The sequence below is a fragment of the Rhizobium sp. TH135 genome (assembly GCF_002855515.1).
In the GTDB taxonomy this organism is placed as follows: Bacteria; Pseudomonadota; Alphaproteobacteria; order Rhizobiales; family Rhizobiaceae; genus Allorhizobium.
The window spans coordinates 251,968-267,915 of the sequence record NZ_PKRP01000003.1 but is presented as its reverse complement, the minus strand read 5'-3'; the positions used below and the strand labels follow the sequence as shown (position 1 = coordinate 267,915).

The 15,948-nt window shown below is 61.6% G+C and carries 18 protein-coding genes; 10 read left to right on the top strand and 8 right to left on the bottom strand.

The window, feature by feature from the left end; genetic code table 11:
* The first annotated feature begins 44 nt into the window (after window positions 1-44).
* The 3 genes from rutC to C0V73_RS10200 all read left to right on the top strand — a co-directional run bounded on the left by rutC (window position 45) and on the right by C0V73_RS10200 (window position 1,931).
* Window positions 45-434, top strand: coding sequence for a pyrimidine utilization protein C (gene rutC, locus C0V73_RS10215; RefSeq protein ID WP_102019895.1), 390 nt, complete (start codon window positions 45-47; stop codon window positions 432-434).
* 172 nt (window positions 435-606) lie between these two features.
* Window positions 607-1,392: a pyrimidine utilization protein D gene (gene rutD, locus C0V73_RS10205; RefSeq protein WP_102019893.1), complete on the top strand. Its 786-nt coding sequence runs from the start codon at window positions 607-609 to the stop codon at window positions 1,390-1,392.
* 11 nt (window positions 1,393-1,403) lie between these two features.
* Complete coding sequence (locus tag C0V73_RS10200; protein ID WP_102019892.1) at window positions 1,404-1,931, top strand: flavin reductase; 528 nt, start codon at window positions 1,404-1,406, stop codon at window positions 1,929-1,931.
* Between the two features lie 65 nt (window positions 1,932-1,996).
* Here C0V73_RS10200 and C0V73_RS10195 read toward each other — a convergent pair whose 3' ends face one another.
* The 6 genes from C0V73_RS10195 to C0V73_RS10170 all read right to left on the bottom strand — a co-directional run bounded on the left by C0V73_RS10195 (window position 1,997) and on the right by C0V73_RS10170 (window position 8,531).
* Window positions 1,997-2,380, bottom strand: coding sequence for an SUF system Fe-S cluster assembly protein (locus C0V73_RS10195; protein ID WP_040300886.1), 384 nt, complete (start codon window positions 2,378-2,380; stop codon window positions 1,997-1,999).
* Window positions 2,381-2,383: 3 nt separating this feature from the next.
* Complete coding sequence (locus C0V73_RS10190) at window positions 2,384-3,628, bottom strand: cysteine desulfurase (protein ID WP_102019891.1); 1,245 nt, start codon at window positions 3,626-3,628, stop codon at window positions 2,384-2,386.
* Window positions 3,621-4,898 carry a Fe-S cluster assembly protein SufD gene (gene sufD / locus C0V73_RS10185; protein ID WP_102019890.1) on the bottom strand — a complete coding sequence of 426 codons (1,278 nt, stop codon included), beginning with the start codon at window positions 4,896-4,898 and terminating at the stop codon, window positions 3,621-3,623. Before sufD ends, C0V73_RS10190 begins: the two co-directional genes overlap by 8 nt.
* A gap of 30 nt (window positions 4,899-4,928) precedes the next feature.
* Entirely contained in the window at window positions 4,929-5,684 is a 756-nt protein-coding gene (sufC, locus tag C0V73_RS10180) for a Fe-S cluster assembly ATPase SufC (RefSeq protein ID WP_102019889.1), read from the bottom strand.
* Between the two features lie 69 nt (window positions 5,685-5,753).
* Complete coding sequence (gene sufB, locus C0V73_RS10175) at window positions 5,754-7,223, bottom strand: Fe-S cluster assembly protein SufB (protein WP_102019888.1); 1,470 nt, start codon at window positions 7,221-7,223, stop codon at window positions 5,754-5,756.
* 141 nt (window positions 7,224-7,364) lie between these two features.
* The gene (locus tag C0V73_RS10170; RefSeq protein ID WP_102019887.1) at window positions 7,365-8,531 is read right to left on the bottom strand and encodes a cysteine desulfurase family protein; all 1,167 of its coding nucleotides are present in this window, start codon (window positions 8,529-8,531) and stop codon (window positions 7,365-7,367) included.
* Between the two features lie 205 nt (window positions 8,532-8,736).
* Here C0V73_RS10170 and C0V73_RS10165 point away from each other — a divergent pair, with 205 nt between their 5' ends.
* The 4 genes from C0V73_RS10165 to C0V73_RS10150 are packed head-to-tail and all read left to right on the top strand — an operon-like array spanning window position 8,737 to window position 10,944.
* Window positions 8,737-9,414, top strand: a complete 678-nt coding sequence (locus tag C0V73_RS10165; protein WP_102019886.1) for an alpha/beta hydrolase — start codon at window positions 8,737-8,739, stop codon at window positions 9,412-9,414.
* A gap of 1 nt (window position 9,415) precedes the next feature.
* A complete protein-coding gene (locus tag C0V73_RS10160; RefSeq protein WP_102019885.1) occupies window positions 9,416-9,856 on the top strand; it encodes a putative toxin-antitoxin system toxin component, PIN family in 441 nt (146 codons plus the stop codon).
* Window positions 9,837-10,046, top strand: coding sequence for a toxin-antitoxin system HicB family antitoxin (locus tag C0V73_RS10155; RefSeq protein WP_102019884.1), 210 nt, complete (start codon window positions 9,837-9,839; stop codon window positions 10,044-10,046). Before C0V73_RS10160 ends, C0V73_RS10155 begins: the two co-directional genes overlap by 20 nt.
* A gap of 31 nt (window positions 10,047-10,077) precedes the next feature.
* The gene (locus C0V73_RS10150; protein WP_102019883.1) at window positions 10,078-10,944 is read left to right on the top strand and encodes a patatin-like phospholipase family protein; all 867 of its coding nucleotides are present in this window, start codon (window positions 10,078-10,080) and stop codon (window positions 10,942-10,944) included.
* A gap of 3 nt (window positions 10,945-10,947) precedes the next feature.
* Here C0V73_RS10150 and C0V73_RS10145 read toward each other — a convergent pair whose 3' ends face one another.
* On the bottom strand, window positions 10,948-12,078 hold the full coding sequence (locus C0V73_RS10145) for an anhydro-N-acetylmuramic acid kinase (RefSeq protein WP_102019882.1): 1,131 nt from the start codon (window positions 12,076-12,078) through the stop codon (window positions 10,948-10,950).
* Window positions 12,079-12,216: 138 nt separating this feature from the next.
* Between C0V73_RS10145 and tyrS the strand changes: the two genes are divergently transcribed.
* From tyrS to trmFO, 3 genes are all read left to right on the top strand, one after another.
* Window positions 12,217-13,473, top strand: a complete 1,257-nt coding sequence (tyrS, locus tag C0V73_RS10140) for a tyrosine--tRNA ligase (protein ID WP_102019881.1) — start codon at window positions 12,217-12,219, stop codon at window positions 13,471-13,473.
* Window positions 13,474-13,735: 262 nt separating this feature from the next.
* Entirely contained in the window at window positions 13,736-13,879 is a 144-nt protein-coding gene (locus tag C0V73_RS10135) for a DUF1127 domain-containing protein (protein WP_082511209.1), read from the top strand.
* Window positions 13,880-14,022: 143 nt separating this feature from the next.
* A complete protein-coding gene (gene trmFO / locus C0V73_RS10130) occupies window positions 14,023-15,432 on the top strand; it encodes a methylenetetrahydrofolate--tRNA-(uracil(54)-C(5))-methyltransferase (FADH(2)-oxidizing) TrmFO (RefSeq protein WP_102019880.1) in 1,410 nt (469 codons plus the stop codon).
* Between the two features lie 8 nt (window positions 15,433-15,440).
* On the opposite strand, the gene C0V73_RS10125 is transcribed toward trmFO, so the two are convergent.
* Entirely contained in the window at window positions 15,441-15,890 is a 450-nt protein-coding gene (locus tag C0V73_RS10125) for a hypothetical protein (protein WP_102019879.1), read from the bottom strand.
* Between the last annotated feature and the right edge of the window lie 58 nt (window positions 15,891-15,948).

Genomic DNA, 15,948 nt, shown 5'->3' with positions numbered 1-15,948 from the left:
ATCCCCATACGAACCAAGCCCCATCAAACCAAGAGAGTGTAAGAATGCCCAAGACCATCGTCGTTCCGGAAGGCACCCAGAAGCCGATCGCCCCCTATTCGCCCGGCGCCCTTGCCGATGGCATCCTCTATGTCTCGGGAACCCTTCCCTTCGACAAGAACAATGACGTCGTGCATGTCGGCGACGCGGCCGCTCAGACGCGCCATGTGCTGGAAACCATCAAGTCCGTCATCGAGACTGCCGGCGGCACGATGGACGACGTGACCATGAACCACATCTTCGTCACCGACTGGGCCAACTATCAGGCCGTCAACAAGGTCTATGCCGAATATTTCCCGGGCGACAAGCCGGCGCGCTACTGCGTGCAATGCGGCCTGGTGAAGCCGGACGCACTGGTCGAGATCGCGACCGTCGCGCATATCGGGAAGAAGTGAGGGAAAGCACGGCCCCTCATCCCCCTGCCGCCACCTTCTCCCCGCGAGCGGGGAGAAGAAACCAGACCGCAATCGCCTGCACCTGGGCTTCCCCTGCACAAAGGGCGGCCATCCCCTCTCCCCGCCTGCGGGGAGAGGGTCAGGGTGAGGGGCAAAGCCAGAGCAAAAACGCATGCATTACGACATCCACGGTCTGACCTCCCCCGATGCGCCGACCATCCTGCTCTCATCGGGCCTCGGCGGCTCGGGCGGCTATTGGGCACCGCAGATCCCTGCCCTGTCTGAGCGGTTCCGCGTCATCACCTATGACCATCGCGGTTGTGGCAAGACGGGTGGCGCAGTGCCAGAGATCGGCGGCATCGCGGCCATGGCCGACGACGTGCTCGAAATCGTCGAGACGCTGAAGCTCAAGAGTTTCCATTTCATGGGGCATGCGCTGGGCGGCCTGATCGGGCTGGATCTGGCGCTGCGCCGGCCGGAACTGATCGAGAGCCTCGTGCTGATCAATGCTTGGAGCAAGGCGGATCCGCATTCCGGACGTTGCTTCGACGTGCGCATCGCGCTTTTGGAAAACGCCGGTGTCGAGGCCTTCGTCAAGGCGCAGCCGCTCTTTCTCTATCCAGCCATCTACATGGCGGAAAACCCCGAGAAGATGGCGGCGGAAGAGGCGCATGCGCTCGCCCATTTCCAGGGTCGCGACAACATTCTGCGGCGCATCGCAGCGCTGCGGGCCTTCAACGTCGACGATCGCCTCGGCGAGATCCAGGCGCCGACGCTTGTCATCGCCACCCGCGACGACCTGCTCGTCCCCTATTCGCGTTCGTTGCGGCTCGCAGACGGCCTCTCGAACGCAAATCTCGTGCTCACCGTCGCCGGTGGACACGCCGTCAACGTCACCCATCCGCAAACATTCAACAGCGCGGTGATCGACTTCCTGTCGACCCTCGAACACGCTTGAAGGAAACGCCCATGCTGGCCACCAAGACCATCGCCCCCGTTGCCTCTGCACCGGACAGCGTCTCGCCGGAAAAGAGTGCGGCCTATCGCAATGGCATGGCCCGCCTCGCCGCAGCCGTGACCATCGTCACCACCGATGGCCCAGCCGGACGTGCGGGCTTTGCAGCAACCGCCGTCACCAGCGTCTCGGACAATCCGCCGACGCTGCTTGTCTGCCTCAACAAGGGCAGTTCAGCCTATCCTGCTGTCAGCGCCAACGGCCTCGTTTCGGTCAACGTTCTCGCCGCCGAGCATGAACCGGTCAGCCGGCTCTTTGGTGGAAAGACGCCGGTCGACGAGCGCTTCGCCGCAGCCAGCTGGCAGACCACAGACACCGGCACGCCGCGCCTCGCAGATGCCCTCGTCTCCTTCGAATGCCGGATCACGGAAGTGCACGACGGCAGCACGCATGACGTCTTATTCTGCGAAGTGCTCGACGTCACCACCCGCGAGGACGGCCAGGCGCTCGTCTATTTCGACCGGGCCTATCGCACAGTCTGAACAGCTTTGCCTAAAAGCAAAACGGCCCGCGTGATGCGGGCCGTTTTGTTAATTGCCTAATTCTCTCAATACCAGCCAACGGCGACCTGCGCCTCTTCGGACATGCGGTCCGGTGTCCATGGTGGATCGAAGCTCATCTCCACTTCGACGCCCGACACGCCTTCGACGGAACCCACGGCATTCTCGACCCAGCCCGGCATTTCGCCGGCAACCGGGCAACCGGGGGCCGTCAGCGTCATGACGATCTTGACCGTGCGGTCGTCCTCGATGTCGATCTTGTAGATCAGGCCGAGTTCGAAGATGTCGGAGGGAATTTCCGGATCGTAGACCGTCTTCAGCGCGGCGATGATATCGTCCGACAGGCGGGCGACTTCGTCCGCCGGGATCGCTGTGTGGATGATGCCGTCACGGACATCGGGCTTGGTTTCGGTGTCACTCATGGTGTTCATTCCTCAGGCGAAGAAGCTGCGGGCGTAATCCAGCGCGTCCGCCAGCGCATCGACTTCTTCCCTTGTGTTATAGAGACCGAACGACGCCCGGCAAGTGGAAGTCACGCCGAAGCGGGCGAGCAGTGGCTGGGCACAATGGGTTCCGGCGCGAACGGCAACGCCGCGACGGTCGATCATGGTGGAGACATCATGGGCGTGGATGCCGGCGAGCTCGAAGGAGAAGATCGCCCCCTTACCCGGCGCATTGCCGATGATGCGCAGCGAATTGATCGCCGAGAGACGCTCATGCGCATAGGCTCGCAGGCTTTCCTCGTGGGCGGCAATCGCCGGGCGCCCGAGGCTTTCCATGTAATCGAGCGCATAGCCAAGACCGATCGCCTGAACGATCGGCGGCGTGCCGGCCTCGAAACGATGCGGCGGCTCGTTATAGGTGACGCGGTCTTCGGCGACCTCAATGATCATCTCACCGCCGCCCATGAAGGGGTCCATGTCGCGAAGCCGGTCCATCTTGCCCCAGAGCACGCCGATGCCCGAGGGACCGTAGAGCTTGTGGCCGGTCACCGCATACCAGTCGCAGCCGAGATCCTGGACATCCACGGGCATGTGGACTGCCCCTTGAGAGCCATCGACCATGACGGCGATGCCGCGCTCATGCGCGATCCGGCAGACTTCCTTGATCGGGACGACCGTGCCAAGCGCGTTCGACATATGGGTGATTGCGATCAGCTTGGTGCGCTCGGTCAGGCAGCCGACAAAGGCTTCCATGTCGAAGGCGCCGTCATCGGTCACCGGCGCCCAGACGAGCTTGGCACCCTTGCGTTCCCTGAGGAAATGCCAGGGCACGATATTCGAGTGGTGCTCCATGATCGAGAGCACGATCTCGTCGCCCTCGCCGATATGCTTCATGCCCCAGCCATAGGCGACCGTGTTGATCGCCTCGGTCGAGGACTTTGTGAAGATCACCTCGCCGATCGAGGGGGCATTAAGAAAACGCCGCACCTTTTCGCGCGCCGCCTCGTAGGCGTCCGTCGCGGCATTGGACAGGAAATGCAAACCACGATGCACATTGGCATATTCGTGGGAATAGGCATGCGAAACTGCATCAATCACGCTTTGCGGCTTCTGCGAGGACGCCGCATTGTCGAGATAGACCAGCGGTTTGCCATAGACCTCGCGCGACAGGATCGGGAAATCCCGCCTAACGGCTTCGACGTCATATCCTGTCTTTACCGCGATCGTGTCAGCCATGATGCTCCAGCCAGTCGGTGATGATCTCTTCCAGGGCCTCGACGAGCGGCTCGTTTTCGAGCTCCTCGACGATTTCGGCAACGAAGCCGTTGATCAGCAGAGCGCGGGCCTTCTTTTCCGGAATGCCGCGCGACATCAGGTAATAGAGATGACTCTTGTGGATGTCGGCAACCGTCGCGCCATGGGCGCACTGGACGTCGTCGGCGAAGATTTCGAGCTCGGGCTTGACCGAAAACTCAGCGTCGTCGGACATTAGCAGCGTGTTGCAGGCCATGCGCGCATCGGTTTTCTGGGCATCCGGGGCGACCCGGATCATGCCCTGGAACACACCATTGGCGCGGTCGAACAACACGTTGCGGATGATTTCCGTCGAGGTGGTGTTCGGGACATCATGGCCGAGCGTCATGGTGACGTCTGTATGGGTGTCACCGCCGAGCAGGTTGACCGCGCGCATCATGAAATCGCAGCCTTCGCCTACCGTCTTCACATGCACTTCCTGGCGCACCAGCTTGCCGCCGGCATTGACAATGAAGAGGCGGAACTTGGCGTCAGTGCCAAGCTCGGCGCGGATTTGGCCGAGATGGGTGTCGGCATCGCCTTCGCCCTGCAGGATGATCCAGGTGATCTCGGCGCCTTCGCCGAGCTTCAAATCGGCGACGACCGAGGCGAGTGCTGCCGAGCCGCTCTGGCCGACATGGCGCTCGATGACGGTTGCCTTGGAACCCTTGCCGAACGTCGCCGGGAAACGCAGGTGCAGCTGGCCGGCGGCATGCACCGACTGCAGCTCGATCGGCGCTTCGATCTCGGCCTCGTCGGCCACGTCGAGCGTGAAGCCGTCACGCACAAAGGCGCCGTTGAGGCGGCCGATCGTGTCGTCGGCGTTGAAGGCGGTCAGGCCCTCTGCTGCTGCACCATCGGAAAGCGCGTCGCGATAGAGCGAAATGCTCACTCCGTCCGGCAGCGCTGCCGGCCTCTGGGCAACACCCTGCAACACGTTCAGCACATGGGCGCCGGCCACGAGCGGGTTGATCGCCTGGGCAACCGCCTGCGGCTCTTCGGCCGGGAGTGCGCGCAGAAGCGCCTTGAGGTCCGTGTAGTGGAAGGTCTCGACGCGGCGCGTCGGCAGACCCTGGCGCTTCAGCGCGTCGAACAGGCCGTCGCGCTTCAGAAGCACGGCGCCATCGCCCGGAAGGCTGCCGATCTGGTTGGTATAAGCGTCGATGAGCTGGGTCTCGGCTACAGTGAGCCGGTTGGCCGCTTGCAATGTCATCGTTGCAACTCCTTTAAAACTTGAGAGCCCTTAGGCGGCCTGACCGGTGATGTCGGCATAGCCGTTGGCTTCGAGTTCCAGCGCCAGGCTCTTGTCACCCGACTTGATGATCTGGCCCTTGTAGAGGACGTGCACGCTATCCGGCACGATGTAGTCGAGCAGGCGCTGGTAGTGGGTGATGACGACGGTCGCACGGTCCGGACGCTTCAGGGCATTCACGCCGTCAGCGACGATCTTCAGCGCATCGATGTCGAGGCCAGAATCGGTTTCGTCGAGAATGCAGAGCTTCGGCTCGAGCAGCGCCATCTGCAGGATTTCGGCGCGCTTCTTCTCACCGCCGGAGAAGCCGACGTTCAGCGGACGCTTCAGCATGTCAGGGTTGATCTTCAGTTCAGCCGAGGCTTCCTTGACGCGGCGGATAAAATCCGGCGTCGTCAGTTCGGCTTCGCCGCGTGCCTTGCGCTGCGAGTTCATGGCAACCTTCAGGAACTGCATGGTGGCCACGCCCGGGATTTCGACCGGGTACTGGAAGGCAAGGAAGATGCCCTTGGCAGCGCGCTCGGCCGGGTCGAGTTCAAGAATGCTCTCGCCGTTGTAGAGAATGTCGCCTTCGGTGACTTCGTAGTCTTCGCGACCCGACAGGATGTAGGACAGCGTCGACTTGCCGGAGCCGTTCGGGCCCATGATGGCCGCGACTTCGCCGGCCTTCACGGTCAGGTTCAGGCCCTTGATGATTTCGGTGCCGTCTTCGGCGATACGGGCATGGAGATTGCGAATTTCAAGCATAGAAAAATCCTTTCGGACGAATGGGGTCACGCGCCAAGCGCAGAGAAATGAGTAGGTGGTCGGTCGACCTTAGCCGACCGACCCCTCAAGCGAGATGTTGATCAGCTTCTGCGCCTCAACCGCAAATTCCATCGGCAGCTGCTGGATGACGTCGCGGACGAAGCCGTTGACGATGAGCGCAATCGCCTCTTCTTCCGGGATGCCGCGCTGCATGGCGTAGAACTTCTGGTCCTCGGAGATCTTCGAGGTCGTTGCCTCGTGCTCCACCTTGGCCGTCGAGTTCTTCACCTCGATGTAAGGCACCGTATGCGCGCCGCAGGTGTCACCGATCAGGAGCGAATCGCAATTGGTGAAGTTGCGGGCGTTTTCCGCCTTGCGGTGCATGGAAACCTGGCCGCGATAGGTGTTCTGCGACACGCCGGCCGAGATGCCCTTGGAGATGATGCGGCTCTTGGTGTTCTTGCCGAGATGGATCATCTTGGTGCCGCTGTCGACCTGCTGGTGGCCATTGGAGACGGCGATCGAGTAGAACTCGCCCTGGCTGTCGTCGCCGCGCAGGATGCAGGACGGGTATTTCCAGGTGATCGCCGAACCGGTCTCGACCTGGGTCCACGAGATCTTCGAACGGTCGCCACGGCAATCGCCGCGCTTGGTGACGAAGTTGTAGATGCCGCCCTTGCCGTCCTTGTCGCCGGGATACCAGTTCTGAACCGTAGAATACTTGATCTCGGCATCATCCATGGCAACGAGTTCGACCACGGCTGCGTGCAGCTGGTTTTCGTCGCGCTGGGGTGCCGTGCAGCCTTCGAGATAGGAAACGTAGGCGCCTTCTTCGGCGACGATCAGCGTGCGCTCGAACTGGCCGGTGTTCTTCTCGTTGATGCGGAAATAGGTCGACAGCTCCATCGGGCAGCGAACGCCCTTCGGAATGTAGACGAAGGAGCCGTCGGTGAAGACGGCGCAGTTCAGCGTCGCATAATAGTTGTCGGTGATGGGTACGACCGAGCCGAGATACTTCTTCACCAGATCCGGATACTCACGGATCGCTTCCGAGATCGACATGAAGATCACGCCGGCCTTCATCAGCTCTTCCTTGAAGGTCGTCACGACCGAAACCGAATCGAAGACGGCGTCAACGGCGATCTTCGAGGTCTGGACGCCGGCCAGCATTTCCTGCTCTTTCAGCGGAATGCCGAGCTTCTCATAGACCTTCAGGAGTTCGGGATCGACTTCGTCGAGCGACTTCGGGCCGGCAGCCGTCTTTGGCGCCGCATAATAGTAGATGTCGTTGAAGTCGATCTTGGGATAGTCGACACGCGCCCAGGTGGGCTCGACCATCGTCAGCCAGCGACGATAGGCGTCGAGGCGCCATTCGAGCATCCATTCCGGCTCGTTCTTCTTTGCCGAAATGAAGCGGACGATGTCTTCCGACAGACCCTTCGGGGCCTTGTCGACTTCGATAGTAGTTTCAAAACCATACTTGTACTGATCCACATCGATGAGGCGGACCTGATCGATCGTTTCCTGCACAGCAGCCATGGTCGTTCTCCAATCTTGCCGGGCCAAATTCCGGCAGCTTGTTAACGTTGGGCGGTGACCCGCCATACTTAAGGTTCCCGAGCCATCATTTCACCCCTCTTGGCAAGGGAAAAACGATGTTTGGCCCGGTTTTTCGCCGCTTTACGCGGCCTGCCCCGCCGGTTTGCGGCGGGCAGCAATCTTCACAAAGGCGCCCAGAAAGCGATCGATGTCGCTCTCCGTCGTATCAGGGCCAATCGACAGGCGCAGAGCCCCGGTCGCGGCATCCTCGCCCATGGCGGTCAGCACATGGCTCGCGCCGACCTTGCCCGACGAGCAGGCGGCTCCCGCCGACAGTGCGAGGCCTTCGAGATCGAAGGCGATCTGCCCGGTTTCCGCCTTCAGCCCCGGCAGATGGAAGAAACTCGTATTGCCGACCCGCGCCTCGCTGCGGCCGTAAATCACGGTTTCTGGCGCAGTTGAGAGCATCCCCGCCTCCGCACGGTCGCGCAGTGCAGCAATCCCGGCATTCCGGTTCAACAGATCTGCCGACATCCGCTCTGCCGCCGCACCAAAGCCCGCGATCGCCGGGAGGTTTTCGGTACCGGCCCGATGCCCCTTTTCCTGACCGCCACCGCGCACGAGCGGCTCCGGCATGAAAGTCTCGCCCTTCGACACCAGCGCGCCGACGCCCTTCGGGCCGCCGAGTTTATGCGCCGAAAGGATCATGAAGTCGGCGCCGACATCTGCGATCGACAGCGGGATGCGGCCAGCAGCCTGCACGGCATCAACCACCAGCAATCCGCCAAGCTTCTTTACGATGGCGGAGACCTCGCGGATTGGCTGGATGATCCCCGTTTCATTGTTGACCAGCATCACGGCGACCACCGGCAGCCCTTCGGACGCGTCATGGCCTGCCAGTGTGCTCGTAAGCGCATCAAGATCGATCAGCCCCGCAGGCGTCACGGCAAGTTCCGTCACGAGCTCCTTGGGGAATCGCCCGCCAGCCCGCACGGCCGGATGCTCGATCGCCGACACATAGAGGCGTCCAAGGCCGACACGCGATTTGCCCATTCGGTAAACCGGCGACAGAACCTGATTGGCAGCTTCGGTCGCGCTTGCGGTAAAGGTCACATGCGCGGCTTCCGCGCCAACAAGCGTTGCGACCGCGCGACGCGCCTTCTCGATCACGGCCCTTGCCGCACGCCCTTCGGCATGCACCGAAGACGGGTTGCCGGGCATGGCGAGCGCGTCGAGCATGGCGTCGCGCGCCGCAGCCATCAGGGGCGCGGTAGCGTTCCAGTCGAGATAGATGCGCTCAATAGCCATCCCCAGTTCGGTCTCCCATGCATCAGGCGGTGCATTTTCCTTGAAATTTCCGCCGGGCTTGCCTTATGACACCTTCACCCCGGATGCGACGCCATCCAGTTTCGAACGGTTCTAAACTTCGTTCTAGAAAAGCTGACTGACGCCGTCAAGTCAGCTTTCTAATTTGGTGTTGACGAACCGCAAAAATGTCAGGGACCGGAACCTTATGCCCGAAGTGATTTTCAACGGCCCCGCGGGTCGTCTCGAAGGCCGTTATCAACCCTCCAAGGAAAAGAGCGCACCGATCGCGATCATCCTTCATCCGCATCCGCAATTCGGCGGGACGATGAACAACCAGATCGTCTACCAGCTTTTCTACATGTTCCAGAAGCGCGGCTTCACCACGCTTCGCTTCAACTTCCGCGGCATCGGCCGCAGCCAGGGCGAATTCGACCATGGCGCCGGCGAGCTGTCGGATGCAGCATCTGCCCTCGACTGGGTGCAGAGCCTGCATCCGGATTCGAAGAGCTGCTGGGTCGCCGGCTACTCCTTCGGCTCGTGGATCGGCATGCAGCTCCTGATGCGTCGCCCGGAGATCGAAGGCTTCATGTCGATCGCACCGCAGCCGAACATCTACGACTTCTCCTTCCTCGCTCCCTGCCCGTCCTCCGGCCTGATCATCAACGGTGACAGCGACAAGGTGGCGCCTGAAAAGGATGTCATCGGCCTCGTCGACAAGCTGAAGACCCAGAAGGGCATCCTGATCACCCACAAGACGGTGCCGGGCGCCAACCACTTCTTCAACGGCCAGGTGGAAACGCTGATGGCCGAATGCGAAGACTATCTCGACCGTCGCCTCGAAGGCGAACTGGTCCCGGAACCGGCCGCCAAGCGGATCCGGTAAGATGATCCGGATCGTGGCCGATACAAATGTGCTGGTCAGCGCTTGTATCGGCCGCGGCCCAGCCTCGAAAGTTATCGAGGCGTGCTTGGACGGGCGTCTCGTCCCCTTTCTGTCCGGTCCACTTCTGCTCGAATACCGTGACGTACTCTCCAGAACAGAGCCCTTTGCAAACGGACGAATGTCCGCCAACGAACGGCTGGCGCTGCTGGAGATCTTTGTTTCTCGCTGCCACTGGCGCACCGCGCATTTCAAGTGGCGGCCAAATTTCGTCGATGAAGCCGACAATCACCTGCTCGAATTGGCAATCTCCGCCAACGCGCATATACTCGTGACGTCGAACATCCGAGATTTCGAAAAGGCGGAACTCAAGTTTCCGCACATCAAGATCGAGACACCAGCGGCAACTGTCCGGAGGCTTGAAGATGAACGCTTTAACCGTTGAGCTGACTTCAGAGGTTCACAAAAAGGTGGATCTGATTGCAGCTGAGAAGGGTGTCTCTCCGGAACGACTGGTATCAGAGATGGCAGCGGAAATGGTCAAGCAACATGAGGCCTACCGGCTGTTCGAGGAAATGGCGGCGCGCGGCAAGGGAAGAGAAGCGGAAGCTCTCGAGCTCCTTCGGCGTGATTAGACACTCTTTCGATTTCAGACTGCGATTTTGAATGACCTCACATCCGACCTTTGACGCCGTCGGCCTGGCAGGCGGTGGCAACCGTTGCTACTGGCAGAGCGGTTTTCTCAAGTCCTATAGCGAGCATCAACCGCTCAATCCGCGCTTTTACGTCGCCGTTTCGGCCAGCGCCTATCACGGCGCAATGCATCTTGCCGGCGTCGGCGACCGGGTGCGGGATGCCGCCTTCGCCTTTGCCGAACAGGGCCATCGCGGTGTTGACTGGCGGGCCCTCAGGCGACGGGAATCGCCGCTCGTCGTCGGCCGGCTCTTCCGGCAGCTGCTCGCGGACGCGTTCGGCGAACAAGAACTCGCCACGCTCAAGGCGGCACCGCCGATGTTGATCCAGCTCTCCGGCCTGCCGGACTGGATGCCCGGTGCGCTCGGTGCCCTGGGCTCCATCGGCGCCTACCAGATCGAAAAGCTTCTGACCGACGGCACCCATTCCAAAGCGGGCCTGCGGATGCGGCTGCGCCCCACCTGGATCTCGACGCATAATTGCGACTATCCCGGCGAACTGGTCGACGCGCTGATGGCGACCTCCTCTGTGCCACCCTTCATGCCGGTCGGACGCGTCAGGGGGCGCGCCTATCTCGACGGCGGCCTCGTCGACAACCCGCCGCTGATGAAGCTCACGGAAGTCGAAGCGAAGGGCTGGCAAACATTGCTTCTGACCACCCGTTTTGGCCGGAAGCCGCCCTCCGCCCCCAATCGTGTGGTGGTCGGCCCGAGCGAGGACATTCCTGTCGGCAAGTTCTCCGTCGGTGACGCCCCCGGCATCCGGCATGCTTATGAAGTGGGATTGCGGGACGGGCTGGCCTTTGCCCGGCAGGGACTGACTGCGGAGCCGGTCAAGTAAAGCTCACGGCTGCTGCGGCGCAGCCGAAAGCACGCCGCCGCTCACAGGCTCCCGGACCCCAGTCGTTCTAGGAAATGTCAGAGGCAGCCCCCTCGCAGAGCGGACCGCGAGATAGGCCCAGGCCTCCGCCTCCATAGCGTCCCCATCGAAGCCCGCCTGCTCGGCAGTGAGCACAGTCGCCCCCTTTTCGCCTGCAAGGTTTACGAGATCGTCCATGATCGTTCGGTTCAGGCGGCCCCCGCCGCAGATCACATAGGTCTTCGGAGAGCGGGGGAGATGGCCGGCCGACTTCAGGATAGCGGCTGCCGAGACATAGGCGAGTGTGCGCGCGCCATCCGAGAGCTCGGCCTCGTGGCCTTCGGGCGGCCGAAAATCGTTGCGGTCCAACGAGCGGCGCTTGCTTGCCGTGAAGAAGGGATTGTCCAGATAGCGCTCGGCAAGCGCCATGATGACACCACCTTCCGAGGCGATGCGGCCGCCATCGTCATAGGGAATGCCGGCATGGGCCTCGACCCATTGGTCAATCAGCGTGTTGCCCGGCCCGCTGTCAAAGCCGATGATCGTACCGTCGCGATCGAGAAAGGTGAGGTTCGAGATGCCGCCGATATTGACGAAACAGACCGGCCATTGATCCATCGGGATCTGATGCGCCAGTGCCTGGTGATAGACCGGCACCAGCGGCGCACCCTGCCCGCCATGAACCATGTCATTGGCGCGCATATCGTAGACAACGTCGATGCCGGTTTCTGCCGCCAACAGCGCCCCGTCGCCGAGTTGCACGGTGAGCGCTTCATCCGGCCTGTGCAACACCGTCTGGCCGTGGAAGCCGATGAAGTCGATATCCTCGCGCCTGAGCTTCTCTTGCTGCAGGAAAAGGCCGACCGCTTCTGCATGACGTAGAGTCAGGTCCCTCTCCATACGGGAGAGGTCGCCCGGCCGTTCGTCGCGTTGCTTAATGCCCTTCGCGTCTTCCAGCGCCTGCTTCAGCCGGTCGCGGAAGGCCGGCTCGTAGGGAACAGACAGGAAGCCACCGCGCTCAACGACCGCCTCGCCATCGGTGCGAACCAGCGCCACATCGATGCCGTCCATCGACGTCCCGCTCATCAGGCCGATCGCCGTCTTCATTTCCACCATATGCCACCCGATTCGAACGCCTGCGTTGCTGGACATTCATGACCGAGACGGGTGCACAATTCAAAAAACAATGCTAAAGCCCGCGCGGATTTTAAAGTGTGCCACCGAAAGACCAGAGAAACCGAAAGCAACAGCGTCATGACGAAGTTCAAGTCCGATTTCCTCCGCATCCTCTCCGAGCGCGGCTTCATTCATCAGATGTCCGATGAAACGGGGCTCGACGACCTGCTCGCCAAGGAAAGCGTGACGGCCTATATCGGCTATGACCCGACGGCATCCAGCTTGCATGTCGGCCATCTGATGCAGATCATGATGCTGCGCTGGTTCCAGCAGACGGGCCACCAGCCGATCTCGCTGATGGGCGGCGGTACCGGCATGGTCGGTGACCCCTCCTTCAAGGAGGAAGCGCGCAAGCTGATGACCATCGATACGATCGAGGAGAATATCGCCTCGATCAAGCGCTGCTTCTCGCATTACCTCGACTACAACCAGGGTCCGAAGGGCGGCGCCCTGATGATCAACAATGCCGAATGGCTTCGCCCGCTGAACTACCTCGAGTTCCTGCGCGATGTCGGCCGGCATTTCTCGGTCAACCGAATGCTCTCCTTCGACAGCGTCAAGACGCGCCTCGACCGCGAGCAGTCGCTGTCCTTCCTCGAATTCAACTACATGATCCTGCAGGCTTACGACTTCGTTGAGCTTAACCAGCGCTACGGCTGCCGGCTGCAGATGGGCGGCTCCGACCAGTGGGGCAACATCATCAACGGCATCGACCTCGGCCACCGCATGGGCACGCCGCAGCTTTATGCGCTGACGGCACCGCTGCTCACTACATCTTCCGGTGCCAAGATGGGCAAGTCGGCCTCGGGTGCGGTCTGGCTCAATGCGGACCTGCTGCCGGTCTATGACTTCTGGCAGTACTGGCGCAACACCGAGGATGCCGATGTCGTGCGCTTCCTCAAGCTCTTCACCATCCTGCCGATGGACGAGATTGCGCGTCTCGCGGCACTTGGTGGCTCGGAGATCAACGAAGCCAAGAAGATCCTCGCCACGGAAGTGACGACGCTGCTGCATGGTCGCGACGCCGCTGAACAGGCTGCCGAAACGGCGCGCAAGACCTTCGAGGAAGGGGCGCTTGCCGATACACTGCCGACGGTCGAAGTCGCGGCCAGCGAGCTGGAAGCGGGCATCGGCCTGCTTGGACTGATCGTCAAGGCGGGGCTCGCCGCCTCGAACGGCGAAGCCCGTCGTCATGTCCAGGGTGGCGCGGTCAAGATAAACGATGCCGGCGTCTCCGATGAGCGCATGTCTGTCGGCACTGCAGAGGTCACCGCCGATGGCGTGATCAAGCTTTCGCTGGGCAAAAAGAAGCACATTCTCATCAAGCCTGTCTGACTGCCTAAAAACACAGACTAAAAAGACCAGAAAAGCCCGCGATTGCGGGCTTTTCTGCGTTCGTAAACGCCCGTTAACTCATGGCGCGTTTTTCACCAGCCTATCGGGTCTGCTGCTTATGGCGGCAACCCCATGCACAAACGCATAGCAGTCGCATATTATTTGCACTGCACAATCTTGTTTTACGGGCGTATAAGAACGTCAATCGCTGATGCGGGAACGACCGCAAGATCAGCCACCAAGCTTCACCGAGGAAACGACCATGAACCCGATCCGCATTGCCAAGAACTGGATGAGCTACCGTCGCACGATGGCCGAACTGGGCAACCTTTCCAGCCAGACCCTGAACGACATCGGCATCACCCGCTACGAAATCCGCAACATCGCTTCGCGCTCCTTCCGTTAATCGGATCCTGCGCAAAGCAGCCTGTCAGACGGCACCGCTTGGTGCCGTTTTTGATTCCAGCCTTTCGAATGTGATCGACAGGCATAGTCGGAAGCCTGGCACCCGATGGACCTCGCGCCGCGAGCCGTGATATGGAGCCGCCCATGACAAACAGCTCCTTCTCCCCCATTCACATCATCGGCGGTGGCCTTGCAGGCTCGGAGGCCGCATGGCAGGCGGCAGAGGCCGGTGTGCCGGTCATCCTGCACGAAATGCGCGGCGTGCGCGGCACGGATGCGCACAAGACCGATGGCCTTGCCGAACTGGTCTGCTCCAACTCCTTCCGCTCTGACGATGCGACATCGAATGCCGTCGGCGTCATCCATGCCGAGATGCGGCTTGCCGGTTCGCTGATCATGGCCTGCGCCGACAAGCATCAGGTGCCTGCCGGTGGCGCGCTCGCCGTAGACCGTGACGGCTTTTCAGAAGCAGTGACCGCCGCCCTACATCAGCATCCGCTGATCACAGTGGTCCGCGAGGAAGTGACCGGCCTGCCGCCTGAGGATTGGGATCTCGCGATCATTGCGACGGGTCCTCTCACCTCGCCGGCACTGGCCGAGGCTATCCGCGAGCGGACCGGCAAGGATGCACTTGCCTTCTTCGATGCGATTGCACCGATCGTGCATACCGACAGTATCAACATGGATATCTGCTGGTACCAGTCGCGCTACGACAAGGTCGGCCCTGGCGGTACGGGCAAGGACTATATCAACTGCCCCCTCGACGAGACCCAGTACAATGCCTTCATCGACGCCCTGATCGAGGGTGATGCCGTCGGCTTCAAGGAGTGGGAAGGCACGCCCTATTTCGATGGCTGCCTGCCGATCGAGGTCATGGCCGAGCGCGGTCGCGAGACGCTGCGCCACGGGCCGATGAAGCCGATGGGCCTCACCAATGCCCATAACCCGACCGTCAAGGCCTACGCCGTCGTGCAGCTGCGCCAGGACAATGCGCTCGGCACGCTCTACAACATGGTCGGCTTCCAGACGAAGCTGAAATACGGGGCCCAGGCCGAGATCTTCCGGATGATCCCCGGGCTGGAAAATGCCGAGTTTGCCCGCCTCGGCGGCTTGCACCGCAACACCTATATCCATTCGCCGACCCTGCTCGACCAGAGCCTGCAGCTGAAGGCCCGTCCCGGCCTGCGCTTTGCCGGCCAGATCACCGGTTGCGAAGGATATGTGGAAAGCGCCTCGATCGGCCTGCTCGCCGGCCGCTTTGCGGCTGCCCAGCGCAAGGGCGAAGCGATCAGCGTGCCCCCGGCGACCACGGCACTCGGCGCACTGCTGAACCACATCACCGGCGGCCACATCGTCTCCGACGAGGAGCCGGGCAAGCGGTCCTTCCAGCCGATGAACATCAATTTCGGGCTATTCCCGGAGCTGGAACCCGGCTCGATCGTCAAGCCGGAGGGCGTCAAGCGTTTCCGTGGCAAGGACAAGACGATCATGAAGCGTCAGCTGATTGCGGCGCGCGCGCTCGAACACTGCAAGACCTGGCTGGGTGCTGCCTGACGGCAGCCTCAGCCGGTCGTGCCGGATGCCGCATCCGGCTCGCGGTCTGCGTGACCCACATAGTTGCCGAGCAGCCAGAGTGACACCTCCGCCACGACGGAGGCGTTCGCAAAGGTGAACTCGCCATTGTGGAAGGGCGCATCGAGAAACTCGACGGCAATGCCCTTGCCATTCGGCAGGGGCCGCACACGGACGGTGCCCGGCTCAATCAGATGGCAGGCGAAGTGGTTGCGCATGCTGCGCATGAAGCCCGCCTTGTTGTCATGCAGGCGAACAAAGACGGCCTTGCCGTCTGCTGTGGCGTGAAGACTGCGGATTGCCTCCTGGGGAAAGGCGCGACCAAACTCCATGATCGCAAGGCCCGCGTCCTGGAAGCCCTCGTCTTCCTGGCGCACCATGCGCGAGGAGAAATAGGCGAGCGCCAGGATGAGCGCAAAGACGATACCCCAAGTCACCATGATCCGCTCTCGCCTCCTTCGTCCCGCATTCTATCGCAATGCCTGCTAGCAGGCGAGC

Coding starts and splice junctions, on each gene's coding strand:
- sufC (WP_102019889.1), bottom strand. CDS start 5,684: ATGCTTGAAATTCGCAATCTCCATGCCCGTATCGCCGAAGACGGCACC.
- C0V73_RS10165 (WP_102019886.1), top strand. CDS start 8,737: ATGCCCGAAGTGATTTTCAACGGCCCCGCGGGTCGTCTCGAAGGCCGT.
- C0V73_RS10200 (WP_102019892.1), top strand. CDS start 1,404: ATGCTGGCCACCAAGACCATCGCCCCCGTTGCCTCTGCACCGGACAGC.
- sufD (WP_102019890.1), bottom strand. CDS start 4,898: ATGACATTGCAAGCGGCCAACCGGCTCACTGTAGCCGAGACCCAGCTC.
- sufB (WP_102019888.1), bottom strand. CDS start 7,223: ATGGCTGCTGTGCAGGAAACGATCGATCAGGTCCGCCTCATCGATGTG.
- rutC (WP_102019895.1), top strand. CDS start 45: ATGCCCAAGACCATCGTCGTTCCGGAAGGCACCCAGAAGCCGATCGCC.
- C0V73_RS10135 (WP_082511209.1), top strand. CDS start 13,736: ATGAACCCGATCCGCATTGCCAAGAACTGGATGAGCTACCGTCGCACG.
- C0V73_RS10125 (WP_102019879.1), bottom strand. CDS start 15,890: ATGGTGACTTGGGGTATCGTCTTTGCGCTCATCCTGGCGCTCGCCTAT.
- tyrS (WP_102019881.1), top strand. CDS start 12,217: ATGACGAAGTTCAAGTCCGATTTCCTCCGCATCCTCTCCGAGCGCGGC.
- C0V73_RS10195 (WP_040300886.1), bottom strand. CDS start 2,380: ATGAACACCATGAGTGACACCGAAACCAAGCCCGATGTCCGTGACGGC.
- rutD (WP_102019893.1), top strand. CDS start 607: ATGCATTACGACATCCACGGTCTGACCTCCCCCGATGCGCCGACCATC.
- C0V73_RS10145 (WP_102019882.1), bottom strand. CDS start 12,078: ATGGTGGAAATGAAGACGGCGATCGGCCTGATGAGCGGGACGTCGATG.
- C0V73_RS10155 (WP_102019884.1), top strand. CDS start 9,837: ATGAACGCTTTAACCGTTGAGCTGACTTCAGAGGTTCACAAAAAGGTG.
- C0V73_RS10170 (WP_102019887.1), bottom strand. CDS start 8,531: ATGGCTATTGAGCGCATCTATCTCGACTGGAACGCTACCGCGCCCCTG.
- C0V73_RS10160 (WP_102019885.1), top strand. CDS start 9,416: ATGATCCGGATCGTGGCCGATACAAATGTGCTGGTCAGCGCTTGTATC.
- trmFO (WP_102019880.1), top strand. CDS start 14,023: ATGACAAACAGCTCCTTCTCCCCCATTCACATCATCGGCGGTGGCCTT.
- C0V73_RS10190 (WP_102019891.1), bottom strand. CDS start 3,628: ATGGCTGACACGATCGCGGTAAAGACAGGATATGACGTCGAAGCCGTT.
- C0V73_RS10150 (WP_102019883.1), top strand. CDS start 10,078: ATGACCTCACATCCGACCTTTGACGCCGTCGGCCTGGCAGGCGGTGGC.